We start from the raw sequence: 25,471 nt of genomic DNA on the forward strand, positions 1-25,471 counted from the left end.
CCATGACGGAGCGCCCCAAGACAGTCACGTCCGCCCGGGTCGTGCGGACCGAGCGGCCCACCCCGCACCTGATCCGCCTCGTCCTCGGCGGCGAGGAGCTGGCCGGGCTGCCCGTCGGGGAGTACACCGACCACTACGTCAAGCTGATCTTCCCGCCGGACGGGGTGACCTACCCGCACCCGGTGGATCTCGCCGCCATCAAGCGGGAGTTCCCGGCCGAGCAGTGGCCCCGGCTGCGCGCGTACACCGTACGGGCCTGGGACCCGCTCGCCGGTGAGCTGACCATCGACGTCGTGCACCACGGCGACGAGGGGCTGGCCGGGCCGTGGGCGGCCCGGCTGCGCCCCGGCGACGAGGTGCTCTTCACCGGCCCCGGCGGGGCGTACGCCCCGGATCCGACCGCCGACTGGCACCTGCTGGTCGGCGACGAGAGTGCCCTGCCGGCGATCGGCGCGGCGCTGGAGCGGCTGCCGGCCGGCGCCCCGGCCGTCGTGCTCGTCGAGGTCGACGGCCCGGCGGACGAGCAGCGCCTGCTCAGCCCGGGCGCGGTGGCGCTGACCTGGCTGCACCGCGGGGACCGCCCGGTCGGCGCGGCCCTGGTCGCCGCGGTCCGGGCGTTGGAGTTCCCGCCCGGCCGGGTGCACGCGTTCGTCCACGGCGAGGCCACCTTCGTCAAGGAGCTGCGGCGGCTGCTGCGCGTCGAGCGCGGGGTGCCGCGCGCGGCGCTCTCCATCTCCGGCTACTGGCGCCGGGGGATGAACGACGAGGGCTGGCGCTCCACCAAGGCCGACTGGAACCGGCAGGTCGAGGCGGAGGAGATCGTCGCCGTCGGCTGAGCCGCGGCGTCGTGCGCCACACGCCCGTCCCCCCGGCGGCGGATCGTCGGTCCGGCAGGGCAGGATGTACGCCGAGGGGGTGGCACAGATGGCTGGGCGGATCCGGGACGAGGACATCGCGCTGGTCCGGGAGCGCACCTCCATCGCCGAGGTCATCTCCGACACGGTCACCCTGAAGTCGGCCGGCGGCGGCAACCTCAAGGGGCTCTGCCCGTTCCACGACGAGAAGAGCCCGTCGTTCAACGTCTCGCCCGCCCGCAACGTCTGGTACTGCTTCGGCTGCGGGGCCGGCGGCGACGCGATCAAGTTCCTGATGGACGCCGAGCACCTCAGCTTCATCGAGTCCGTCGAGCGGCTCGCCGACCGCGCCGGCATCCAGCTGCGCTACGTCGAGAACGACAACGCCGCCCCGCGCCCCCGCCCCCAGCAGGGGCAGAAGCAGCGCCTGGTGGCCGCGCACGCCGCGGCCGTCGAGTTCTACCAGGCCCAGCTCACCACCGCCGGCGCCCGGCCGGCCCGGGAGTTCCTGGCCCAGCGTGGCTTCGACCGGGCCGCCGCCGAACGGTACGGCTGCGGCTTCGCACCGGACGCCTGGGACCTGCTCACCAAGCACCTGCGCCAGCAGGGTTTCACCCACGACGAGCTGGTCACCGGCGGGCTGTCCCGCCCGTCCCGATCGGGCACCCTGATCGACCGGTTCCGCCGGCGGCTGATGTGGCCGATCCGGGACATCACCGGCGACGTGATCGGTTTCGGCGCGCGCAAGCTCTTCGACGACGACGACGGCCCGAAGTACCTCAACACCCCCGAGACGCCGATCTACAAGAAGTCCCACGTGCTGTACGGCATCGACCAGGCCAAGCGGGAGATTGCCAAGCAGGGCAAGGTCGTCGTCGTCGAGGGCTACACCGACGTGATGGCCTGCCACCTGGCCGACGTACCGACGGCGGTGGCGACCTGCGGCACCGCCTTCGGCGCCGACCACATCGCCGTGCTGCGCCGCCTGCTGCTGGACACCGACGCGGTGGCCGGCGAGATCATCTTCACCTTCGACGGGGACGCCGCCGGGCAGAAGGCCGCGCTGCGCGCCTTCGAGGACGACCAACGCTTCGTCGGGCGCACCTTCATCGCGGTGAGCCCCGACAACATGGACCCGTGCGAGCTGCGCCTGGCAAAGGGCGACCTGGCCGTACGGGACCTGGTCGCCCGCCGCGAGCCGCTGGTCGACTTCGCGCTCCGCCACGTGATCAACCGGTACGACCTGGACACCGTCGACGGCCGGGTGGAGGCGATGCGCCGGGCCGCCCCACTGGTGGCGAAGATCAAGGACCGGGAGAAGCGCCCCGAGTACGTCCGCAAGCTCGCCGGCGACCTCGGCATGGAGATCGAGCCGGTGCAGCGCGCGGTCCTCGCCGCCGACGCCGCCCCGGCCGCCGAGCGGCGGGCGCCCGCACCGGCCCGGTCCAGGGCCGCGCCCGAGCCGAGCGTGGACAGCCCGCAGTCGATGGTCGAGCGCGAGGCGTTGAAGCTCGCCCTCCAGGAGCCGGTGCTGGCCGGGCCGATGTTCGACGCGGTCGAGACCCCGGAGTACCGGCACCCGGTGCACGCGGCGGTCCGCGCGGCGGTCGCGGCGGCCGGCGGGGCGGCGGCGGCGACCGGCGGCGCGGTCTGGATCGAGTCGGTCCGGGACGCCTGCGAGGACCTCGCCGCCCGGGCGCTCGTCGGTGAGCTGGCCGTCGAGCCGCTGCGCATCGACGGTGAGCCCGACCCCCGGTACGTCTCGATCACCATGGCCCGGCTGCAGTGGGGCTCGGTGACCGCCCGCATCCGGGACCTCAAGTCGAAGATCCAGCGGATCAACCCGGTGAGCAACAAGGACGAGTACTTCGCCCTGTTCGGGGAACTGCTCTCGCTGGAGCAGCACGCGCGGGCGCTGCGCGAGCAGGCCGCGGGAGGACTGTGATGGGACTGTTCGGCCGGAAACCGAAACTGCCGCCCGCCGCCCGGCCGCCACTGGCCGCCGACGAGCGGGTGCTGGCCTGGGCCGTCGCCGGCAACGGCGAGGGCGATGGCGTGGTGGTGGCCAGCAACCTCGGGCTCTGGCTGCCCGGCCGGGGGCACCGGCTGGGCTGGCACGACATCCTCAAGGCGGTCTGGTCCGGGCGCGAGCTGACCGTGACGCCCGCCGAGCGGGTCACCGAACGCGACGGCTACCAGGTGGTCGCCGACTGCCCCGCCGAGACCTACCTGCTGGTCGACCCGGGGGACCTGCCGAACCAGGTGCGGGCCCGGGTCACCCGGTCGGTGGCGTACACCCAGCACCACCCGGTGCCCGGCGGCGCCGGACGGATCGCGGCCCGACGGGTGGCCGGCGTGGACGGTCTGAGCTGGACGGTCCGCTACGACCCGGGCACCCCGGCCGACGACGACGCGGTGCTGGCCGAGACCGACCGGCTGGTCGCGGCGGCCCGCGCCTCGGCCACCCCGGCGGACGTCTGACCGTCGCCGGTCAGCCGCCCTGGTAGAAGCGGGCCGCCCCCGGGTGCAGCGGGATCGGGTCGGTGCCGGAGGCGCTCTGCCGGCTGAAGTTGCCCGCCTCCGGGTGCACCCCGATCAGGTCGCCCTGGTACGCGAAGAGCAGCCGGGTCAGGTCGTACGCCAACTGGTCCGGCATGTCGGCGGCGACCAGGATCACGTTCGACACCGTGACCGTCGGCGTGCCGGTCGCCGTGCCGTAGGCGTCCTTCGGCAGCTCGGCGGTGGTGTAGACCGAGCCGTACGTGGCGGTGAGCGGTTCGATCAGGTCGGCGATCGGCAGCAGCGTGAACTTCCCGGGCGCGCCGGCGATCAAATCGGCGATGCCCGGGGTGGGCAGGCCGCCGGAGAAGAACATGGCGTCCAGGGTGCCGGCCCGCATCCGCTTGACCGTCTCCGGCAGCGACAGGGTCGCCCGGCGCACGTCCCGGTCGGGATCCAGCCCGGCCGCGGTGAGCAGCCGGCCGGCGATGATGTCCGTGCCGGACTTCGGCGAGCCGGTGGAGACCCGCTTCCCGCGCAGCCCGGCGAAGTCGGTGATCTTCGCGTCGGCCCGGACGATCACGTGGGTGTAGTTGCTGTACACCCGGGCCAACGCCCGCACCGGCTGCGGCTGGGTGAACGCCCCGCGCCCGGCGACCGCGTCCGCGGCGGTGTCGGCGAGGCTGAAGGCGATCTCCATGTCGCCACCGGCCAACCGGGTGACGTTCTCCACGGAGGCGCCGGTCGGCTCGGCCCGCGCCTCGTACCCGGGCAGGTGGCGGCTGATCACGTCGGCGTAGCCGCCGCCGAGCTGGTAGTACACGCCGGTGGTGTTGCCGGTGGCCAGGAAGATCCGGCCGCCGTGCCACGGCTGCGGCGCGGGGTCGCCGTCGCCGCAGCCGGTGGCGGCGAGCACGACGACCAGCAGGGCGGCCAGCACCCGCACCGGCCGGGTCACGCCCGGACCGCCGGTTCCAACGCCTCCGCCACCCGTTGGACCAGCGTCGCCGTCTCGTAGCCGATCTGGCCGAGGTCGCAGCCGGGCGCGGCCAGCACCCCGAGCAGCGCCCGTTCGCCCACCGCCATCACCAGCAGCACCCCGCCGTCCATGTCGACGATCTGCTGGCGTACCCGGCCGGCGGACATCAGTCGCGCCGCGCCGACGGTCAGGCTGGCCAGGCCGCTGATCACCGCGGCGAGCTGGTCGACATGGTCGGTGGAGAGGTGGGGCGAGGCGGCCAGCCGCAGACCGTCCTCGGAGACCGCCACCGCGTGCGACACGTCGGGTACCTGTTCGGCGAAGTTGGCCAGCAGCCAGTCGAGGCCGGCGGTCACGGGTGAGGTCATTCGCTTCTCCCAATCGATGTCGTCTGCTGGTTGCGCCGCATCGCGGTGGCCACCCCCTCGGCGAGCGCGGACAGCCGGGCCCGCACCACCTCGGGGTCGAGCAGGTCGTCGGCCGGTCGGGGCGGCGGGGCGTGGTGCAGCGGGGCCGGCAGCTGCCCGCCCCGGACCCGGCGGGGCAGGCCGACCGGTCCGGTCGACGCCACCGGCGTGGGCGCGGTGACCGGCGGGGCCGTCGCGGTGGCCGGTGGCCGGGACGCCGCTCCGGCTGCCGGGGCGGCCGGCCCCCCGGCCGTCGCGTTCCGCGCGTGGACCACCGGAAGGGTGACCGTCGGCGCCTCGGGGACCGCGGCGGAGAGCCCGGCGACGGTGTCGGCGCCGACGCGGTGCACGGCGGGACCGACCGGGCCGACGGTGGTTCCCGCGCCGACCGGCCGCGGCATCGCCGGTACGGGCGGGCGCGGGGTCGCGGGCACGACAGGGCGTGGAGCCGCCGGCACCGGCGTCCGTGGGGTCGCCGGCCCGACTGCCGGGGGCGCACCGGTCCGGGCCGGGAACCAGCCCGCGGCGGGGGAGGGCGGCGGCGCCGGGCGCCGGGCGGGGGCCGGGCGCCGGGAGACCGTCTCGATCCGGGTCAGCAGGGACTCCGGCACCGCCACCTGGGCGACGGTCCCCGCCCCGGTGTGGTGCAGCTGCACCCGCACCCCGTGCCGGGCCGCCAGGTGCGCCACCACGTGCAGACCCATGCTGCCGGCCGCCGCGCTGGAGAGCGTCGCCGGAAAGCGGAGCCGCTCGTTGATCGCCCGCAGGCGGGCCTCGCCGATGCCGATCCCCTGGTCGTGCACGCGCACCGTGAGCCCGTCGACGGTGCGCCGGCCGTCCACCTGCACCGGGGTGTGCGGCGGGGAGTAGACGGTGGCGTTCTCGAGCAGCTCGGCCAGGAGGTGGACCAGGCTGCCCACCGCCGCGCCCTGCACCCCGACCTCGGGCACGTCGATCTCCACCCGTGGGTACTCCTCGATCTCCGCCGCCGCGGCCCGGACCACGTCGGCGACCAGGTACGCGCCCTCGTACGGGCGACCCGGTTCGCCGCCGGCGAGGACCAGCAGGTTCTCCCCGTTGCGGCGCATCCGGGCGGCGAGGTGGTCGAGCGCGAACAGCCGGGCCAGCGCGTCCGGGTCGGTCTCGTCGCGTTCGAACTCGTCGAGCAGCCGCAGCTGCCGGGTGATCAGCGTGCGGATCCGCCGGGCCAGTGCCTCGGCCATCCGGGCGACGTCCATCCGCAGCGCGGCCTGCTCCCCGGCGAGCCGCAGCGCGGCCCGGTTCACCGTGTCGAACGCCTCCGCCACCTGGGCGACCTCGTCCCGGCCCTCGCTCATCCGGGCGGTGAGGCGGGACCCCGCGGCGTCGGCCGGTGGGCCGTGGCCGGACGCGATCGCGGTGATCCGCTCCGGCAGCTCCCGGTGGGCCATGGTGAGCGCGGCGACCCGCAGCTGGCGCAGCCGGCGACTGGTCCGCACCGCGAGCAGCGCCGCGGCGAGCAGTGAGGCCAGCGCGACCGCGCTGGTCGCCCCACCGGTGACCAGGGCCCGCCGCCGGGCGTCGGCGGCCTGGCCGGCGGCCTGCCGGTCCAGCTCCTCGGAGAGCTCCCGGCCGAGCAGGTTGTACCGCCGGATCGCCCCGCTCTGGGCCACGTACCAGGCGTCGCCGTCCGTCTTCAGCCCGGCCGGCTCGACCTCGGCGTTGAGCGCGCTGTCCCGCATCCGCAGCGCGGTGGCGACGTCCGTGCCGGCCATCAGCCGCGCGTACGTGGTCGCGGCGCGCTCGTCCGCGATCCGGGAGAACTCGGCCTGGCGCTGCTCCTGGGCGCCGCGGAGCCGCCCCAGCCGGACCAGCTCCCCACCGGCCAGCTCGCCCCGGACGAAGACGGTGCGGAGCAGGTCGCGTTCCAGCGAGGCCAGGTGCTCCTGGGCGGCGACCGCCGCCACCTCCCGCGCCCCGTTGGCCAGCTCGGTGTCGCGCAGCTGGGCGGGGAGCGCGTCGGCGACGGCGAGCAGCGACTCGACCAACGTCACGTAGCTCGGGTCGCTGGCCGTTCCGTCCAGCGCCACCCGCCGGGTCGGTTCGAGCCGGTCGAGCTGCCCGTCGGCTCCGTCGAGCACCCGCCCGAGGTCCGGGGCGGCCCGGCGGGCCTCCCGGCCGGCGGTGCGGTACCGGTCGACGGCGGCGTCGACCCGCCGGCGCTGGGCGTCCACCAGCGGACGGCCGGCGGAGCCGCCCCGCTGGCGTAGCGCCCCCGTCTCGCCGAGCTCCCGTTCCAGCTCGTGCACGAGGCGCACGGTGGCGGTGGCGGTGCCGGCGAGCACCCGGGCCCGGTCGGCGTCGGCGGTGGCGTCGAGCGCGCTGTCGGTCTGCACGGCGCCCAGGACCACCAGGCCGACCGTGGCGACCAGGATCGGCGCGAGCAGTTGGGTACGGACCGACCAGAGCCGGTCGGTGTGGTCGGCCGGCCGGTGGTGCCGGCGTACGCGGGCGGGGCCGGGGAGCGGCACGAGGGTCTCCCGTGGTGGTCGGGAGCGCCGGGCCCGGACCGGATGGGCCGGGCCCGGCGCGGGGGGTCAGCTCGCGCCGAGGTCGCTCAGGGCCTTGGCGGCGCCACGATGCAGCGGCACCGGGTCGATCTTGCGGGCGTTCGCCAGGTCGATGCCCTTCGCCGCCGGGTTGGCCTGGGCGAGGGCGTCGCGCTTGTCGAAGACGGTCCTGGTGATCGCGCAGGCGACGTTCGCGTCGAGGTTCTTCCGGACCAGCAGCACGTTCGGCACCACGATGGTCGGGGTGTCGGCGGCCGTCCGGTAGGCGTCGGCCCGGATCGTGCCGGCCTGGTACGCGGGGTTCAGCTCGGTCATCTTCGGCAGCAGCGGCGTCACGTCGATGAACTTCACCTTGTCGCCGGCGGTGGTGAAGAGGTCGGTCACGCCGCCGGTGGGCACCCCGCCGGACCAGAAGAAGCCGTCGACGCTGCCGTCCTTCACCCCTTCGACGGTCTTGGCCAGGTCGAGCCGCTGCGCCTGGATGTCCTTGGCCGGGTCGAGGCCGGCGGCTTGCAGCAGCCGGTTGGCGATGACCTCGGTGCCCGACTTCGGGGAACCGGTGGAGATCTTCTTGCCCTTCATGTCGGCGACCGAGGTGATCCCCGAGTCGGCCCGCACGACCACCTGGGTGTAGTTGTCGTAGATCCGGGCGAGCGCCTCGACGGGCTGCGGGGCGGTGAAGCTGCCCTTGCCCTGCACCGCGTTGACCGCGGTGTCGAAGAGCGAGAACGCCACGTCGTACTGGCCGGCGACGAGCTGTTCGACGTTCTGCACCGAGGCGCCGGTCTCGGCCGCGGTCCCGCTCAGCTTCCCGCCGGTGGCGGACGAGAGCTGACCGGCGAGGGCGTTGCCGACCACGTAGTAGACGCCGGTGGCGTTTCCGGTGGCGATGCCGACCCGGGTGTTGCCGGCGACCTCGCAGGTGACCTTGTTGGCGGCGTTGTCGGTGGCCGCGCCGTCCTGACGGCCCCCGCAACCGGCGGTGCCCGCCGCGACGAGGGCGAGCGCGCCCACGCCCGCGGCGATCCGCACGTTGATCCGTCTCACTGTCGTTCCTCCCCAGGAATCGTCGATGGAGCTGTCCACGGCCCGCCGGTCAGACCGGCGGCGCCGCGTCGTACACACACCCCCACCACCGCGATCACGGCCAGCACCAGGCCCACGGTGACGGGTACGGGTTCGAGTCGGAGCAGGCTCAGCCCGGCGAGCGCGCCGAGGATCCGCTCCGGTACGCCGGCCGGTCCGACGCCGGGCAGCCAGCCACCCGCCGCCACGGCGAGCGCGGCCACGCCGAGCGCGGAGAGCACCGCGGCCACCGCGACCCGCTCCGGCCCGCCGATGCCGAGCAGTCCGAGCCCGGCCGGGGTGACCACGAAGGCGATCGGGATGAGGTAGGCCGGCAGGGCGTACCGGAGGGTCTGCCACATGGTCGGGACGAGCCGGCCCCCGGTGACCGCCGCGGCGGCCACCGCGGCGAGCGCGGTCGGCGGGGAGACCTCGGAGAGCACCGCGAAGTAGAAGACGAACATCGCCGCGGCCGGCGCGGCCACACCGAGCTCCAGCAGGGCCGGCCCGATGATCACCCAGCCGATCACGAAGGAGGCGGTGACCGGTACGGCCAGCCCGAGCAGGCTGAGCGCGACGGCGGCGAGCAGCGCGGTGAGCGCCAGCACCACGGCCGGGTCGGAGCTGACCGCCTCCGCCCCGCCGACCAGCAGCGCCGCCGCCTGCGGGCCGAGCCCGGTCTTCGTGGTGGTGGCCGTGATGATGCCGGCCGCCGCGCAGACCGCGCAGACCGCGAGCACGCCGCGCACCCCGGCGCTGAGCGCGCCGACCAACCGGGCCGGGGTGAGCCGGTGCCGGCGGTCCAGGAAGGACAGCGCGGCGGCCAGCGCGGTGGCCGCGACCACCGCCTTCGTGGCGGAGAAGCCCACCGCGAGCAGCGCGATGATCACGAAGAGGCTGAGGAAGTGGTAGCCGGAGCGGGCCAGCAGCCGCCACGGCGAGCCCGTGTCGAGCACCACCGGGCGGACGCCGGAGCGTCGGGCGTCGATCTCCACCGAGAGCAGGATGCCGAGGTAGTACAGGACCGTCGGCACGGTGGCCCAGCCGAGGACCTGGAGGTAGGAGACCCCGAGGTACTCGGCGATGATGAAGGCGGCCGCGCCGAGGGTGGGTGGGGAGAGGATCGCCCCGACGCCGGCGGCGGCCAGCATCCCGCCGGCCCGTTCCGCCGGGTAGCCGGCGCGGCGCAGGATCGGCCAGGTGACCGCGCCGATGCTGACGGTGGTGGCCGCGCCCGAGCCGGAGACGGTGCCGAGCAGGAAGCCGGAGGCGACGGCCGTCCGCCCGGCGGCCGTCCGGGAGCGCCGGAAGGCGGCGGCGGAGAGCTCCACGAAGAACCGTCCGGCTCCGGAGAGGTCCAGCACCGCGCCGTAGACGGTGAAGAGCACGATGTACGAGGCCGCGACGTCGAGCGGGGTGCCGTAGAAGCCGCTGTCGGAGTTGTAGAACGCGTCGATGAGCTGGCCGAAGTCGAGCCCGGCGTGGGCGACCGGCCAGGACTGCGGCAGCAGTCCGCCGTAGTAGCCGTAGCCGAGGAAGAGCAGGCAGACGGCGGGCAGGATCCAGCCGGTGGTGCGCCGGCACGCCTCCAGCAGCAGGAGCAGGAGCAGGCTGCCCATCGCCACGTCCACCCCGACGAGCAGGCCCTGCCGGTCGAGGAAGGCGTCGTACCCGCCGCCGGCGGCGCCGAGGGTGAGCGGCAGGACCGGGTAGAGGCAGCTGGCCAGGGCGGCGGCGGCCAGCGCCCAGTCGGCCGCGGTGGGTCGGGTGGAGACGGGCCCGGTGGCGGGTCGCGGCCGGCCGGGCGGGCGCAGGCCCGCCGGGTACGCCAGGAAGACCATCGGCAGGACGCCGGCCAGGAAAACGATCAGGTAGTACTTGCTGCCCTGGGGCAGCGGGCGGAAGACCTGCGTCAGGGCGAGGAGCGCGATCGCCAGCGTCGTGCCGGTGACCAGGAGACCGACCGGTCCGGTGAGTTCGCGGCCCGGTTTCTCGTCCTCGAATTGCGCAGCCAGTTCGCGCGTCTGCGGGGCCGGGCCGGTGTGGTCGACCGCGGTCGCCGCCTCGGCTGGAATTGGCTGGTCAGGGCCGTCCGGGCGGAGGGTCTCGGCGCCGGAGCCGGCGTACGGCGGCTGCGGAGCGGGACCGTCGGAGGAACGAACGGGCGACACGAGGGGGCACGATACGCGAATTGTCTACACCATGGAACATTGCCGACTGTGATTGCGCTCGGTGATGATGAACGGCGACCGATCACGCAGAGGAAGCGTGTGTTGAATCGGATTTAACAATTGCGGTGGTCGAAATGGTTGACATTCCTCGACGGTCGTTGTCGTCCGAATGGACCTGTCCGGAATGCGGGTGCTCGCCCGGCTGCGTCGGCTCTCCGCCGCCGGAGGGCGTCGGAGTGGATCAACCACGGACCGTAGCGTAAAACACGCTGCGTGGCGACTTCGCCGCCCACCGTCGCCCCGCAAATCGCTTCGAGGGTGTCGGACGCCGCCGGTAGGGTCGCCCGGTGACCACTCAATCGCTCATCCGGGCGCGTGGACTGGTGAAGCGGTTCGGCGACTTCACCGCCGTCGACGGCATCGACGTCGAGGTCCGCGCCGGCGAGGCGTTCGGCTTCCTCGGCCCCAACGGCGCCGGCAAGTCCTCCACCATGCGGATGATCGGCTGCATCTCCCCGCCCACCGCCGGCGAGCTGCGCATCCTCGGCATGGACCCGGTGCGCGACGGCACCGCCATCCGGGCCCGGCTCGGCGTCTGCCCCCAGCTGGACAATCTCGACCCCGAGCTGACCGTCCGGGAGAACCTCACCACCTACGCCCGCTACTTCGGGATCCCGCGCCGGGCGGCCCGGGAGCGCGCCGCCGAGCTGCTGGACTTCGTCCAGCTCACCGAGCGGGCCGACAGCAAGGTCGAGCCGCTCTCCGGCGGCATGAAGCGCCGGCTGACCATCGCCCGGGCGCTGGTCAACGAGCCCGACATCGTGCTGCTCGACGAGCCCACCACGGGCCTCGACCCGCAGGCCCGCCACCTGGTCTGGGAGCGGCTGTTCCGGCTCAAGCAGCAGGGGGTGACCCTGGTGCTGACCACCCACTACATGGACGAGGCCGAGCAGCTCTGCGACCGTCTCGTGGTGATGGACGGCGGGCACATCGTCGCCGAGGGCTCACCGCGCGAGCTGATCGAGCGGCACGCCACCCGCGAGGTGGTGGAGCTGCGCTTCGCCGCCGAGTCGCAGGAGACGTTCGCCGGCAAGCTCGACGGGCTGGGGGAGCGGGTCGAGGTGCTGCCCGACCGGGTCCTGCTCTACGTCCCCGACGGCGACGTGGCGGTCGCCCAGGTGGAGGCGCGCGGCCTCACGCCGGTCAGCGTGCTGGTGCGGCGCTCCAGCCTGGAGGACGTCTTCCTGCACCTCACCGGCCGCACCCTGGTCGACTGAGCCGGGCGGGGGCGACAACAGCGGCGGCGGGCGGTTCACAGTCCGGTGACCACCCGACTACCGTCGGAACGGGTCGCCACCGCGCCGCTGAGCCCGGGCAGAAACGGGGGGACAGGTCGGCCCGGTCGCCGTAGGGTGACCGCGGTCTGTCGTACCTCCGGGGTAGGAAGGCCGTGGTCGGCGGGGAGCGGAACGGGGTGGTCGCGGTGAGCGTGGCGCAGCAGGCGCGGGACCGGGCGCGTCCGCCGCTGCCCCGGGTGCCGGCGCTGGCGGTGCTGGCGCACTACCTGACCGGCTACCGGCGCACCTGGCGGGCCGGGGTCTTCTCGTCGTTCCTGCTGCCGGTGCTGACCGTGCTCGGGTTCGGCGTCGGCGTCGGCGCCTACATCGACCAGGGTGTCGGCGGCGTGCGCTACCTCGACTGGATCGTGCCCGGGCTGATCGCCTCGACCGCGTTGCAGGTGGCGATCGGAGAGTCGACCTGGCCGGTGTTCAGCAACTTCCAGTGGATCAAGACCTACTTCGCGCAGAGCGCCGCTCCGCTGCGGGTGGCCGACATCCTCGCCGGGCACCTGGCCTTCGTGCTGTTCCGGGTGCTCACCACCATCGCCGCGTTCCTGCTGGTGACGGGGCTGTTCGGGGCGCTGCGTTCACCCTGGGCGCTGACCGTCCTGCCGGTGGTGGCGCTGCTCGGTCTGGCCGTGGCGGCACCGACCTTCGCGTACGCCTCGGTGGTCGACAGCGACAGTTGGCTGGCGATGCTGTTCCGCTTCGCGGTGATCCCGATGACGCTCTTCGCCGGGGTGTTCTTCCCGGTCGAGTCGCTGCCGCTCGTGCTGCGCTGGCTGGCGTACGCGACTCCGCTCTGGCACGGCGTCGACCTGTGCCGGGCGGCCACCCTCGGCGTGGCCCCGCAGTGGTCGGTCGCCGGTCACCTGCTCTACCTCGCGGCCTGGGCGCTCGCCGGCTGGCTGCTGGCCCGCCGCGGCTTCCGTCGTCGGCTCGTCGTCTAGGGAGAGGGTGCCCTCGTGGTGAGTCTCGTGCTGCCCCGGCTGGTGGACGTCGCCGCCGCGTCCCGGCGGTCGGTCTCGGTGGCCGAGCGCAACATCGCGGCCCTGCGGTCGGTCTACTGGCTGCTGCTCATCTCGGGGTTCGTGGAGCCGCTGCTCTACCTGCTCTCCATCGGCGTCGGGGTGGGCGCGCTGGTCGGTGACCTCACCCTGGCCGGCGGCGAGGTGGTGTCCTACGCGGCCTTCGTCGCCCCGGCGATGCTCGCGTCGTCGGCGATGACCGGTGCGCTGGCGGAGACCACCTTCAACTTCTTCGGGAAGATGAAGTACATGAAGCTGTACGACGGGGTGATCGCCACCCCGGTGCAGCCGTTCGAGATCGCCCTCGGTGAGCTGGGCTGGGCGATGCTACGGGGCAGCGCCTACTCGGCCGCGTTCCTGGTGGTCATGGTGGTGATGGACCTGACCACCGCCGCACGGGCGCTGGTCGCCTTTCCGGCGGCGGTCCTGGTCGGCTTCGCCTTCGGGGCGCTGGGCATGACCGTCTCCACCCTCATGCGCAGTTGGCAGGATTTCGACCTGATGGGTTCGGCGCAGTTCACCCTCTTCCTCTTCTCCGGCACCTTCGTCCCGGCCGAGGCGTACCCGTCGGTGCTGCGCTGGGTGGTCGAGGTGACCCCGCTCTACCGGGCGGTGCACCTGATCCGTGGCGTCTGCGTCGGCACCGCCGGCTGGTCATGGCTGCTCGACGTGCTCTACCTGCTGGCGGTGCTGCTCGTCGGCCTGTTGGTCGCCTCGCGTCGGATGGGCAGGCTGCTCTACAAGTAGTGGTCGCCGTCACTCGTCGGGTAGCGGGCGGAGCCCGTACGCGGAGCGCCGTGGCGAGCTGGCCCGCGGCGGTGATCCTAGGAGCGCGTCTCAGCTGGTCACCGGTCGGCAACCGACGTGCCCGTCGTGGTGTGTCGTCTGTCACGCCCGCCCCATTTGCTTGACGTAACAAACACGCCACATAATTGACATGTCAATCGCCTGGTCCCGCAGGGTCCGGCGCCACCAGAACCGGTTCAGGGGGGTGACCATGACGACCGGAGACTTCGAACTGGGACTCAACTCGTTCGGGGAAGTCGCCACTGACGGCGACCGCGTCCTGACCGACGCCGAGACCGTGCGGCTGATCGTCGAGGAGGCGCGACTCGCGGAGTCGGTCGGCCTGGACGTGTTCAGCGTGGGCGAGCACTACCGCGAGGGCCACAACGACTCCGCCACGCCCGTGCTGCTCGCGGCGATCGCGACGGCGACCGAGCGGATCAAGCTCGGCACCGCGGTCACGGTGCTCAGCACGAACGACCCGGTACGGCTCTACCACGAGTTCTCGACCCTCGACGCGGTGTCGAACGGCCGCGCCCAGCTCGTCCTCGGACGGGCCTCGGCGACCGAGTCGTTCCCGCTGTTCGGTTACGACCTGGCCGACTACGAGCGGTTGTTCGAGGAGAAGCTCGACCTGTTCATGCGGCTCCAGCGGGAGGAGCGGGTCACCTGGTCGGGCAGCGTCCGCAGCCGGCTGGACGAGCAGCGGCTGCACCCACGGATGCAGCCGGGAGGCATCCCGACCTGGATCGGCGTGGGCGGCAGCCCGCAGTCGGTGATCCGCGCCGCCCGGTACGGGCTTCCCCTCATGCACGCGATCATCGGTGGGCGCCCGCAGCGGTTCGCCGGGAACGTGGACCTCTATCTCCGCGCGCTCGAGCAGTTCGGGCATCCCGCCCAGCCGATCGGGCAGCACTCGCTCGGCATGGTGGCCGACACCGACGAGGAGGCCGTCGAGACCTGGTGGCGGTACTGGCGACCGATCGTGGCGCGAACCGCCGCCGAACGCGGCTTCTACGCGCCCACCCGGCAACGCTACGAGGCCGAGCTCGACCATGGGGCGCTGTTCGTCGGCTCGCCCGAGACGGTCGCGCGGAAGATCGCCGCCGTCGCGCGCGACCTGCGGCTCAGCCGCTTCGATCTCAAGTACGACATCATGCGCCTGCCCCGGGCGGCGCGCACCCGCACGATCGAACTGCTCGGCCGCGAGGTCGCCCCGCGCGTCCGTGAACTGCTCACTCTGGAGGCAAACCATGTCTGATCTCGAGTTCGGACTCGACAACTTCGGTGACGTCCCGCAGGACGACTCCGGCGCGCTCGTCTCCCACGCCGCCGCGATCCGGCAGCTCGTCGACGAGGCGGTGATGGCCGACCAGCTCGGCGTCGACGTCATCGCCCTCGGCGAGCACCACCGGCCCGAGTACTCCGTCTCCACCCCGGAGACCGTGCTCGCCGGCATCGCCACCCGCACCTCGCGAATCAGGCTCGCCTCCGGGGTGACGGTGCTGAGCTCGGACGACCCGGTCCGGGTGTTCCAGCGCTTCGCCACCGTGGACGCGTTGTCGAACGGCCGTGCCGAGGTCATCCTCGGCCGTGGCTCGTTCACCGAGTCCTTCCCCCTGTTCGGCTACGACCTGAGCGACTACGACGTGCTGTTCGAGGAGAAGATCGAGCTGTTCGTCAAGCTGCTCGACGAGAAGCCGGTCACCTGGAGCGGCACCAAGCGCGCCCCGCTCCGGAACGCCGAGGTCTTCCCGAAGACCGAATCGGGGCGCCTCACCACCTGGGTGGGCGTCGGTGGCTCGCCGCAGTCGGTCGTCCGCACCGCCCAGTACGGCCTGCCGCTCATGCTCGCCATCATCGGCGGCCAGCCCGGACGCTTCGCTCCCTACATCGACCTGTATCAGCGGGCGGCCGCACAGCTCGGCACGACCGCGCACCCGGTCGGCATGCACTCCCCGGGCTTCATCGCCGACACCGACGAGGAAGCCAAGGAAATCTACTGGCCGCACTACAAGATCCAGCGCGACCGGATCGGTGCGCTCCGCGGCTGGCCGCCCGTCCGCCGAGCGGAGTTCGACGCCGAGGCGGACCAGGGCTCCCTCTACATCGGCTCACCGGAGACCGTCGCCCGCAAGATCGCCCGCGCGGTCCGCACCCTCGGCGTCGGCCGGTTCGACCTCATCTACGCCGCTGGTGCTCAGCCGGCCAGTGCCCGGCTGCGTGCCGTCGAGCTCTACGGCGCCAAGGTGATCCCCATGGTCCGTGACATCCTCGCCGGCTGACCTGCCGCTCGACGCGGCATCCGGCACGGAGAGAGAACCGGAGAGAAGCATGACCGACATCGTCCAGCAGGGCCCACAGACCCTCGGCATCCTCGGCGCCGGCAAGGTGGGCACCGTCCTCGCCCGGCTCGCCCTGGCCGCCGGGTACAAGGTGCTCATCGCCGGCTCCGGGGACCCCGCGAAGATCGCCCTCACCGTCGACGTACTCACGCCGGGAGCGGTCGCGGTCACCGCCGACGAAGCCGCGGCCCGCGCGGACCTCGTGATCCTCGCCCTTCCGCTCGGCAAGTACCGCACCATCCCCGCGGACGCGCTGCGCGGCAAGCTGGTCGTCGACGCCATGAACTACTGGTGGGAGGTCGACGGCATCCGCGACGACCTCACCGACCCGCGCACGTCCTCCAGCGAGACCGTCCAGGCCTTCCTGCCCGGCTCCCGAGTGGTCAAGGCGTTCAACCACATGGGCTACCACGACCTCGAGGACGAGGCCCGTCCCGCGGGCGAAGCCGGCCGTAAGGGCCTCGCGATCGCCGGTGACGACCCCGCCGACCTCGACACGGTCGCCGCGCTGGTCGACGCGCTCGGCTTCGACCCGGTCATCGCCGGCCCCCTCGCGGCCGGCGTCACCCTCGAACCGGGCACCGACCTCTTCGGGGCCAACGTCGACGCCGACGAGATCCGCGCCAGACTCGACCGGTTCCCGCAGTCGGAACGCGGGCAGCTCATCGCCCGCGCGCGTGCCTGAAGGCGGTACCGCCGACCGGCCGCGGCGGGGCGAAAGCGACTCCGGGGCGACTCGCCGGCCCGGCCGGCCCGCCGTTCTGCGGCGGGTCGGGGTGTCCGAGCGGCCGGATGCCCCGACCCGTCGCGCAGCGCGGGGGGAGGCGGGCGGGTCTGGTGTCCGAGCGGGCGGATGCCCCCACACGCGCGCAGCGCGGCGGGAGGCGGGCGCACGGTCGGTCCCGGCCGTTGGAGATCGCGTTCCTGGTGGTGCCCACCGCCGGGAGTGGGCGCCGGCGTCCCGCCGGATGAGGAGGTTGCTCGACAAGTAGGTGGTTAGCCGTCACTTCCGTCGGGGCATGTCGTGTGGGACCACAGCCGACATGTGAGGGAGGGGCGATGGCCTCCGACGAGTCATCCGCGCGGCGCGGGCGCGACCATGACGACGACCGCACCGCGACCGCCGGCCAGGCCGACGGTGGCGACTCCCGTTCCGAGGGCGGCCACTCGCGGCCCGTCGGCCCGGATGAGGGGCCGGACAGCCCGGCGGAGCTGCCGGGGAGCGGCTGGAAGGCGGCCCTGCGCCGCACCGTGAAGGAGTTCGGCGACGACAGCCTCACCGACTGGGCGGCGGCGCTGACCTACTACGGGGTGCTCTCCATCTTCCCCGGCCTGCTGGTGCTGATCTCCCTGCTCGGTCTGCTCGGCGACCGTGCCACCCAGGGGGTCAAGGACACCGTCAACCAGGCGGTGCCGGAGGAGAACACCCGGAAGATCATCGAAGAGGCCATCGAGCAGGCGGGCGCCTCGGGCGGGTTGGCCAGCGTCGCCGCGATCGTCGGTCTGCTCGCCGCCTTCTGGTCGGCCTCCGGCTACATCGCCGCCTTCATGCGCGCCTCCAACACCATCTACGACGTGCCGGAGGGGCGGCCGATCTGGAAGACCCTGCCGATCCGGCTCGGGGTGACCGCCGTGATCGGCGTGATGCTGCTGGCCTGCGCGGTGATCGTGGTCTTCACCGGTGGCTTCGCCGAGCAGGTCGGTGAGGTGATCGGGGTGGGCTCGACCGTGGTGACGGTGTGGAACATCGCCAAGTGGCCGGTGCTGCTGCTCCTGGTCAGCCTGATGTTCGCCATCCTCTACTGGGCCTCGCCGAACGCGAAGCACGGCGGCTTCCGCTGGGTCAGCCCCGGCGGCGTGCTGGCCGTGGTGATCTGGCTGGTGATCTCCGGCCTCTTCGCCTTCTACGTCGCCAACTTCGGCTCGTACAACAAGACGTACGGTGCGCTGGCCGGCGTGATCGTGTTCCTGGTCTGGCTGTGGCTGAGCAACATCGCGATCCTGCTGGGCGCCGAGTTCGACGCCGAGTTGGAGCGCAGCCGGGCGATCTCCGCCGGTCACTCGGCCGACGAGGAGCCGTACGTCGAGCTGCGCGACGACCGCAAGCTCAAGAAGAAGCGCAACGCCGCCGGGCGTCGCTGACCCTGCCTCCGGAGTCCCTGCCCCGCCGTCCACCCGGACGGCGGGGCAGTCCCTTGTCCACCACCTCCCGCCGCCCGGGAGCCGGACCGGGCCGCCGCCGAGGGGCCGGGTCCCCAAGGTCGTGCTCGATCCTGGAAGTAGTGGTATCGCCGTGCCCGGGAGTCCACTGTTTCCAGGATCGAGCACGACCTTGCGGACCGCGCAGCCGCATCACGTCGAGCCGGGTCGATCATCGGTGTACGCGGCGGGACGGGCGACGCGCCGTCCGTGACCCTTTCCTTGATCCACTATTAGCTTTTGTTCAAACGGACAAAAGTTGGGACCGGATCGGCTGAAGCTATGGACAGGTGCCACGGAAGGCTCCTACTGTGTCGGACACAACACATCGACGTGACGTCAATGTGAACCCCGATCGCGGAGGTGAGTCCCGTGCGGACGGCAGACCCCCTGCACCTGCGGCTGTTGCGGCTGCTCCGCGACGAGGGGCCGGCGTCCCGGGCCGAGCTGGGCGACCGGTTGCAGATGCCCCGGCCCCGGCTGCTCGCCGAGCTGGAGCGGTTGGTCGGCCTGGGTCTGGTGGCCGAGGCGGGGCTGGCCGCGTCCCGGGGCGGGCGGCGCTCCACTCTGGTCGAGCTGAACCCGCAGCTGCGCTTCGCCGCCGTCGACCTGGGCGCCAGCTCCATCGACGTCGAGGTGGTCGACGGGCGGTTGGAGCCGGTCGCCGCCTACGCCGAGGCCGCCGACATCCGGTCCGGGCCGAAGGTCATCCTGCACCGGGTCACCGAGCTGCTGCACAAGGCCCGGGTCGACGGGGCGTACGAGAAGCTGGACGGGGTGGGCGTCGGCGTCCCCGGTCCGGTGAGCTTCCGCGCCGGAGTGCCCGTCTCGCCGCCGATCATGCCCGGCTGGGACCGCTACCCGGTCCGCGAGCTGCTCACCCGCGAGCACGGCTGCCCGGCGGTGGTCGACAACGACGTCAACATCATGGCGATCGGCGAGCGGCACGGCGGGGTCGCCCACTCGGTCGACGACTTCCTCTTCGTCAAGATCGGCACCGGAATAGGGTGCGGGATCTACCTCAGCGGGGAGGTCTACCGGGGCACCGACGGCTGCGCCGGGGACATCGGCCACATCCAGGTCGACGCGCACGGGCCGGTCTGCTCCTGCGGCAACGTCGGCTGCCTCGAAGCCGTGTTCAGCGGCGCCGCGCTGGCCCGCGAGGCCACCGCCGCCGCCCGTACCGGCGCCTCGCCGGCGCTGGCCGAGCGGCTCGCCGCCCGGGGCGTAGTCACCGCGCGGGACGTCGCCGAGGGAGCGGTCGAGGGGGACGTCACCTGCATCCAACTGATCCGCGACGGGGGTCGACGGGTGGGTCAGGTGCTGGCCGGTCTGGTCAGCTTCACCAATCCGTCGATGATCGTGATCGGTGGTGGGTTGGCCCAGCTCGGCCACATCCTGCTCGCCGAGATCCGCAGTGTGGTCTACCGCCGGTCGCTGCCGCTGGCCACCGGCAACCTCCCGGTCGTCCTGTCCGAGCTGGGATCGCGCGCCGGTGTCGCCGGCGCCGCCGTCCTCGCCAGTGACGTGGCCTTCGGGGAGGCATCGTGAGCGCGAGGAGTGAGCCGGTCCTGCGAGCCCCGCAGTCGCGAACGGAGGAGGCACAGTGACCCAGCGATCCGAGGAGACCGTCGTGACAGATGCTCCGTTGGTCGAGGCGCCCGCCGACACCGTGGACGGCGAGGTGGTCCTGCGCCTCACCGACGTGGTGAAGACCTTCCCGGGCGTACGGGCCCTGGACGGGGTCCAGCTGGAGGTGCGCGCCGGTGAGGTGCACTGCCTGCTCGGGCAGAACGGCGCCGGCAAGTCGACCCTGATCAAGGTGCTCGCCGGGGTGCACCGCCCCGACTCGGGGCTCCTCGAGTGGCGCGGCCAGCCCGCCACCTTCGCCAACCCGCAGGCCGCCATGCGCGCCGGCATCGCCACCATCTACCAGGAGCTCGACCTGGTCGAGGATCTCTCCGTCGCGGAGAACGCCTTCCTCGGCCACGAGCCCCGCCGGTTCGGCTTCGTCCGCCGCGGCCACATGGCCCGGCGTACCCGGCAGATCCTCGGCCGGTTGGGGCACGCCGAGATCCCGCCGAACCGGATGGTGCGCTCCCTGCCCGCGGCCGGCAAGCAGATCGTCAGCATGGCCCGCGCGCTGTCGCACGAGGCCCGACTGATCATCATGGACGAGCCGAGCGCGGTGCTCGCCCACGACGAGGTGGGCAACCTCTTCCGGATCATCCGGGAGCTCACCGCGCAGGGCATCGCGGTCATCTACATCTCGCACCGGATGGAGGAGATCCGCGAGATCGGTGACCGGGTGACCGTACTCAAGGACGGCCGGACCACCGCGGCGAACCTGCCGGCCCGCGACACCCCGACCCGCGACCTGGTGAGCCGGATGACCGGCCGCACCATCGAGTACGTCTTCCCGGACCGTCTCGCCGAGACCGCGCCCGGCGCCGAGCTGCTCACGGTGGAGGGGTTGACCCGCACCGGTGAGTTCGCCGACGTCTCGCTCACCGTCCGGGCCGGGGAGATCGTGGGCATCGCCGGGCTGGTCGGCTCCGGCCGCTCGGAGCTGCTGGAGACCATCTTCGGCGCCCGGCGGGCCACCGCCGGCTCGGTGCGGATGTCCGGCCGGGCGCTGCGCGCGGGCAGCGTCGGCGCGGCAGTGAAGGCCGGCATGGGCATGGCCCCCGAGGAGCGCAAGAGCCAGGCGCTGCTGCTCGGCGAGCCGATCTACCGCAACGTCACCCTCGCCACCTTCGGCCGGTACGCCCGGGCCGGCTTCACCGACGCCGGCCGGGAGCGGGCCGAGGCGGATCGCATCGCCGAGAGCCTGGAGCTGCGGCCCCGGGACGTCCGCCGTCCGGTGCGGACCCTCTCCGGCGGCAACCAGCAGAAGGTGGTGGTCGGGCGATGGCTGCTCGGCGACACGAAGCTGCTGCTGCTGGACGAGCCCACCCGGGGCGTGGACGTCGGTGCCCGGGCCGAGCTCTACCAGGTGATCCGCGCCCTCGCCGCCCGTGGCGTCGGGGTGCTGCTGGTCTCCAGCGAGGTCCCCGAGGTGCTCGGCCTGGCCGACCGGGTGCTGGTGATGCGGGAGGGGCGGGTGGTCCGCGAGGCCCCGGCCGGCGAACTCGACGAGAACACCGTGCTCGACCTCGTCATGGCGGGGTCCCTGATGGAAGGCGCACCGGCATGAGTGACGTGACCCCGACCGCGACGCCGGAGCGTTCGGCGCAACTGCCGGCGCAGTCGCCGCCGGTGGACCCGGTGGAGACAGCGGCGGCCAGCCAGCAGGCGGCGGCGGACGAAAAGGCGCCCGCCGGTGCCCGGCTCTCCTGGTGGCGGGGCGACGGGGGTGAGGGCGCCCGCCGCAACCTCGGCCTGCTCGGGGTCCTGGTGGTGCTGGTCGTCATCGGCGCCCTGACCCGCTCCGACCTCTACTCCAACCCCGACTGGGTGTGGGACAACACGCTGACCATCCTCAAGCTGGCGGCCGTCGTCGGCGTGGTCACCGTCGGGATGACCTTCGTGATCATCGGGGGCGGCATCGACCTCTCGGTCGGGGCGATCGTCGCGCTGGCCGGGGTCTGGGCCACCACGGTGGCGACCCAGAGCTACGGCGCCGGCGGCATGATCTTCACCGCGCTGACCGTCGGCCTGGCGGTCGGCCTGGTCAACGGGCTGCTGATCTCCTACGGCCGGCTGGTGCCGTTCATCGCCACCCTGGCCATGCTGGTCGCCGCCCGCGGCCTGGCCGCGGAGATCTCCGCCAAGCAGACGCAGGTGTCGGACAACACCTTCATCAACGGCATCGCCAGCAACAAGCTGCTCGGCATCCCGCTGCTGGTCTACATCCTCGCCGTCGTGGTCGTCGCCGGTTGGGTGCTGCTCAACCGCACCACCTTCGGCCGGCGCACGGTGGCGGTCGGCGGGAACCCGGAGGCCGCCCGGCTGGCGGGCATCAACGTCCGACGGCACACGGTCCTGCTCTACGCGCTCTCCGGCCTGTGCTGCGGCATCGCCGCCATCATGCTCACGGCCCAGGCCAACTCGGCCCAGGCCGCGATGGCGAACCTCTACGAGCTGGACGCGATCGCCGCCGCGATCATCGGCGGCACGCTGCTCAGCGGCGGGCGGGGCACCATCATCGGTTCCCTGCTCGGGGTGGTCATCTTCGCCACCATCACCAACCTCTTCGCCATCAACGGCCTCACCACCGAGGCCCAGAACATGGTCAAGGGCGGCATCATCGTCGCGGCCGTCCTGGTCCAGCAGGTCCAGTTCCGCAGCCTCACCCAGTTCCTGGGCCGCAACCGGCTCACCACCTGATATACCGCAGCACCCGACCCACCGAAACACCTGGGCCACCCGAGCACGACGGTGGCCGGACCCCGCACACCCTTCTCCTCCACACCGCAAACACAGGAGGTCTTCATGACCCAGCACAGTCGCCGCCGACTGCTTCTCGGCGGGGCCGCCGTGGGCGCCGGCGTACTGCTCGCCGGCTGCACCAGCAACGAGGCCACGCCCACCGCCGCGCAGACCAAGGCCGCCGGGCCGGGCGGCAACAACGAGCCGGGCAAGAAGGTCATCATCGGCTTCTCCGCCCCGGCCGCCGACCACGGCTGGATCGCCGCCATCACCAACAACGCCAAGGCGCAGGCCGGGGCGTTCTCCGACGTGGAGTTCAAGTCGGTCGAGGCCGGCGCGGACGCGGCGGCGCAGCGCGCGGCGCTGTCCACGCTGATCTCCCAGAAGCCGGACGTGATCGTGCTGCTGCCGCACGACGGCAAGGAGCTCAACGCCTTCGGCCTGGAGGCGATGAAGTCCGGCATCCCGGTGGTGAACCTGGACCGGGCGTTCCCCGACGCGCGGGCCTACCGGCTCCAGATCAAGGGCGACAACTACGGCATGGGCGTGGCCGCCGCCACGTACATCGTCAACCAGCTCAAGGCCAAGGGCGTCAGCAACCCGATCATCGGCGAGATCCCCGGCATCGACTCGCTGGAGTTGACCCAGGAACGCTCCAAGGGCTTCGCCGACACCCTCGCGGCGAACGGCCTCAAGGTGAACAACCGCCGGCCGGCCGAGTTCACCGCCGACTCCGGGCAGCAGGCCGCCACCGGCCTGTTCCAGGCGCTGCCGAAGATGGACGCGCTCTGGAACCACGACGACGACCAGGGCATCGGTGTCCTCGCGGCGGTCAACCAGGCCAACCGCAAGGAGTTCTTCATGGTCGGCGGCGCCGGCTCCAAGAAGGCGATGGAGGACATCCAGGCCGACAACACGGTGCTGAAGGCGACCGTCACCTACAGCCCGTCGATGGCCTCCTCGGCCATCTCCCTGGCCCGCCTGATCGGCCAGGGCAAGGGCATGTCCGACCTGGTGGAACTCCAGGTGCCCAAGGAGATCGTGCTCGCCTCGGAGACGATCACCAAGGAGAACGCGGGCAACTACCTCAAGCTCGGGTTCTGACACACGGGGGGAGACCCACCTTGTCCACTCACCACAGCGAACTGCGGGTCGGCATGGTCGGCTACGCGTTCATGGGCGCCGCTCACTCGCAGGCCTGGCGCACCGTGAACCGGGTGTACGACCTGCCGGCACGGGCGCGGATGGCGATGATCTGCGGCCGGGACGCCGGGAAGGTCGCCGACGCGGCGGACCGGCTCGGTTGGGACGCGTACACCACCGACTGGCGGGAGCTGGTCAACTCCGACGCGATCGACGTGGTCGACATCTGCACGCCGGGGGACAGCCACGCCGAGATCGCGCTCGCCGCGCTGGCCGCCGGCAAGCACGTGCTCTGCGAGAAGCCGCTGGCGAACACGGTGGCCGAGGCCCGGGGGATGGCCGCCGCCGCGGCCTCCGCCCGAGCCGCGGGGGTACGGTCCATGTGCGGCTTCAACTACCGCCGGGTGCCCGCGGTCACCATGATGCGGCAGTTGATCGCCGACGGCCGGCTCGGAGTGATCCGGCACGTGCGGGCGGCCTACCTGCAGGACTGGATCGTCGATCCGCAGTTCCCGCTGGTGTGGCGGTTGCAGAAGGACAGGGCGGGCTCCGGCGCGCTCGGCGACATCGGCGCGCACATCATCGACCTGACCCAGTTCGTCACGGGTCAGCGGATCACCGGGGTCAGCGCGGTCACCGAGACGTTCGTCAAGGAACGGCCGTTGCCGGCCGGATCCAGCGGACTGGCGGCCACGGTGGACGGCGCCGGTCCGGTCGACGGGAACGGCTCGGTCGACGGGATCGCCTCGGTCGACGGGATCGGCCGGGCGACCGGCACGGTGACCGTGGACGACGCGGCGGTCTTCGTCGCCCGGCTGGACGACGGGTCGCTGGCCACGTACGAGGCGAGCCGGTTCGCCACCGGTCGCAAGAACGCCCTGCGGGTGGAGATCAACGGCTCCCTCGGCAGTGTCGTCTTCGACCTGGAGCGCCTCAACGAGCTGGAGTTCTACGACGCCACCCGGCCCACCGGGGAGCAGGGCTTCACCCGGATCCTGGTGACCGAGGGGGAGCATCCGTACATGTCGGCCTGGTGGCCGCCGGGGCACATCATCGGGTACGAGCACTCGTTCACCCACCAGATGCGCGACTTCGTCGAGGCGGTCGCCACCGGCGCCGACCCGACGCCGTCCTTCGCCGACGCGTTGCAGGTCCAGCTGGTGCTGGACGCGGTGACCCGCTCGGCGGAGCTCGGCTCCCGCTGGACGGAGGTGGAGCCGGCGTTGGCCGCGCTCGCCGTCTGATCAGCCCACCTCCGGCGCCGACCGGCGAGGGACCGGCCGCGGTTGCGCCCCGCGGCCGGGCCGGGGTCGGCGACGGAGGGCGTGCGGCCGGGTCGCTCAGGCCCGGTGGCGCACGCGTACGACGGTCGTCCGGTGCGGCCGGACCGGGATTCCCCGGCCGCACCGGAGGACCGCCACCACCCACGGCGACCCCCGTGGGAGGTCCGGCTCCGGCCGGTCCGTCCACGGTCGCCGCCGCTCGATGTCCGGTCCGGGGTCACCGCAGCCCCGCGACCGGATGCGGGGGAGGCAGGGCCGAGACGCCGACCGGGCCTGCCTGCCAGCCCCGTCCGTCCACTGTGGCCGAGTTCATCGGGCCGGTGCCGGCACCGCCGACGCCGACGCCGATCCGGTGTCACCCCGGGCATTCGGGCGGACGGGGCCCACCCCATCGAACGGTATCTTTACCACGAACCATCTGATATCCATGTAAGCGAATGCACGGGCGGTTC

The 25,471-nt window shown here is 72.8% G+C and carries 20 protein-coding genes; 15 read left to right on the top strand and 5 right to left on the bottom strand.

Annotated features, from left to right (window positions below; all coding sequences use genetic code 11):
- The first annotated feature begins 2 nt into the window (after positions 1–2).
- From V6U79_RS18815 to V6U79_RS18825, 3 genes are all read left to right on the top strand, one after another.
- The gene (locus tag V6U79_RS18815; RefSeq protein WP_334528129.1) at positions 3–836 is read left to right on the top strand and encodes a siderophore-interacting protein; all 834 of its coding nucleotides are present in this window, start codon (positions 3–5) and stop codon (positions 834–836) included.
- 64 nt (positions 837–900) lie between these two features.
- A complete protein-coding gene (gene dnaG, locus V6U79_RS18820) occupies positions 901–2,799 on the top strand; it encodes a DNA primase (protein ID WP_334528131.1) in 1,899 nt (632 codons plus the stop codon).
- A complete protein-coding gene (locus V6U79_RS18825; protein ID WP_334615325.1) occupies positions 2,799–3,335 on the top strand; it encodes a hypothetical protein in 537 nt (178 codons plus the stop codon). Before dnaG ends, V6U79_RS18825 begins: the two co-directional genes overlap by 1 nt.
- Positions 3,336–3,345: 10 nt before the next feature.
- Here V6U79_RS18825 and V6U79_RS18830 read toward each other — a convergent pair whose 3' ends face one another.
- From V6U79_RS18830 to V6U79_RS18850, 5 genes are all read right to left on the bottom strand, one after another.
- Positions 3,346–4,311, bottom strand: coding sequence for a TAXI family TRAP transporter solute-binding subunit (locus V6U79_RS18830; RefSeq protein WP_334615326.1), 966 nt, complete (start codon positions 4,309–4,311; stop codon positions 3,346–3,348).
- Entirely contained in the window at positions 4,308–4,700 is a 393-nt protein-coding gene (locus tag V6U79_RS18835) for a roadblock/LC7 domain-containing protein (protein ID WP_334528138.1), read from the bottom strand. The genes V6U79_RS18830 and V6U79_RS18835 overlap by 4 nt, the downstream gene beginning before the upstream one ends.
- Entirely contained in the window at positions 4,697–7,249 is a 2,553-nt protein-coding gene (locus V6U79_RS18840; protein ID WP_334615327.1) for a sensor histidine kinase, read from the bottom strand. The genes V6U79_RS18835 and V6U79_RS18840 overlap by 4 nt, the downstream gene beginning before the upstream one ends.
- Before the next feature lie 66 nt (positions 7,250–7,315).
- The gene (locus tag V6U79_RS18845; RefSeq protein WP_334528144.1) at positions 7,316–8,335 is read right to left on the bottom strand and encodes a TAXI family TRAP transporter solute-binding subunit; all 1,020 of its coding nucleotides are present in this window, start codon (positions 8,333–8,335) and stop codon (positions 7,316–7,318) included.
- A complete protein-coding gene (locus V6U79_RS18850) occupies positions 8,332–10,524 on the bottom strand; it encodes a TRAP transporter permease (RefSeq protein WP_442933796.1) in 2,193 nt (730 codons plus the stop codon). Before V6U79_RS18850 ends, V6U79_RS18845 begins: the two co-directional genes overlap by 4 nt.
- Before the next feature lie 347 nt (positions 10,525–10,871).
- On the opposite strand from V6U79_RS18850, the gene V6U79_RS18855 reads away from it, so the two are divergent.
- The 12 genes from V6U79_RS18855 (at position 10,872) to V6U79_RS18910 (ending at position 24,980) form a co-directional block, all read left to right on the top strand.
- Positions 10,872–11,801, top strand: a complete 930-nt coding sequence (locus tag V6U79_RS18855; RefSeq protein WP_334615328.1) for an ABC transporter ATP-binding protein — start codon at positions 10,872–10,874, stop codon at positions 11,799–11,801.
- Positions 11,802–12,013: 212 nt separating this feature from the next.
- On the top strand, positions 12,014–12,814 hold the full coding sequence (locus V6U79_RS18860) for an ABC transporter permease (RefSeq protein WP_334528198.1): 801 nt from the start codon (positions 12,014–12,016) through the stop codon (positions 12,812–12,814).
- 15 nt (positions 12,815–12,829) lie between these two features.
- On the top strand, positions 12,830–13,639 hold the full coding sequence (locus V6U79_RS18865; RefSeq protein ID WP_334528149.1) for an ABC transporter permease: 810 nt from the start codon (positions 12,830–12,832) through the stop codon (positions 13,637–13,639).
- Positions 13,640–13,889: 250 nt separating this feature from the next.
- Positions 13,890–14,939 carry an LLM class flavin-dependent oxidoreductase gene (locus V6U79_RS18870; protein WP_334615329.1) on the top strand — a complete coding sequence of 350 codons (1,050 nt, stop codon included), beginning with the start codon at positions 13,890–13,892 and terminating at the stop codon, positions 14,937–14,939.
- Positions 14,932–15,963: an LLM class flavin-dependent oxidoreductase gene (locus tag V6U79_RS18875; protein WP_334615330.1), complete on the top strand. Its 1,032-nt coding sequence runs from the start codon at positions 14,932–14,934 to the stop codon at positions 15,961–15,963. The genes V6U79_RS18870 and V6U79_RS18875 overlap by 8 nt, the downstream gene beginning before the upstream one ends.
- A 49-nt stretch (positions 15,964–16,012) precedes the next feature.
- Positions 16,013–16,708 (top strand): NADPH-dependent F420 reductase, encoded by a 696-nt coding sequence (locus V6U79_RS18880; protein ID WP_334528156.1) that lies wholly within the window; start codon positions 16,013–16,015, stop codon positions 16,706–16,708.
- A 374-nt stretch (positions 16,709–17,082) separates the two neighbouring features.
- Complete coding sequence (locus V6U79_RS18885) at positions 17,083–18,165, top strand: YihY/virulence factor BrkB family protein (RefSeq protein ID WP_334615331.1); 1,083 nt, start codon at positions 17,083–17,085, stop codon at positions 18,163–18,165.
- A gap of 429 nt (positions 18,166–18,594) precedes the next feature.
- Positions 18,595–19,773, top strand: coding sequence for an ROK family protein (locus V6U79_RS18890; protein WP_334528161.1), 1,179 nt, complete (start codon positions 18,595–18,597; stop codon positions 19,771–19,773).
- A 133-nt stretch (positions 19,774–19,906) separates the two neighbouring features.
- A complete protein-coding gene (locus V6U79_RS18895) occupies positions 19,907–21,418 on the top strand; it encodes a sugar ABC transporter ATP-binding protein (protein WP_334615350.1) in 1,512 nt (503 codons plus the stop codon).
- Positions 21,415–22,551: an ABC transporter permease gene (locus V6U79_RS18900; RefSeq protein ID WP_334528165.1), complete on the top strand. Its 1,137-nt coding sequence runs from the start codon at positions 21,415–21,417 to the stop codon at positions 22,549–22,551. The genes V6U79_RS18895 and V6U79_RS18900 overlap by 4 nt, the downstream gene beginning before the upstream one ends.
- 105 nt (positions 22,552–22,656) lie before the next feature.
- Complete coding sequence (locus tag V6U79_RS18905) at positions 22,657–23,697, top strand: substrate-binding domain-containing protein (RefSeq protein WP_334528168.1); 1,041 nt, start codon at positions 22,657–22,659, stop codon at positions 23,695–23,697.
- A 20-nt stretch (positions 23,698–23,717) separates the two neighbouring features.
- On the top strand, positions 23,718–24,980 hold the full coding sequence (locus V6U79_RS18910; RefSeq protein ID WP_334528171.1) for a Gfo/Idh/MocA family protein: 1,263 nt from the start codon (positions 23,718–23,720) through the stop codon (positions 24,978–24,980).
- The last annotated feature ends 491 nt before the right edge of the window (positions 24,981–25,471 follow it).

The organism is Micromonospora psammae, from assembly GCF_036902725.1.
Lineage (GTDB): Bacteria > Actinomycetota > Actinomycetes > Mycobacteriales > Micromonosporaceae > Micromonospora.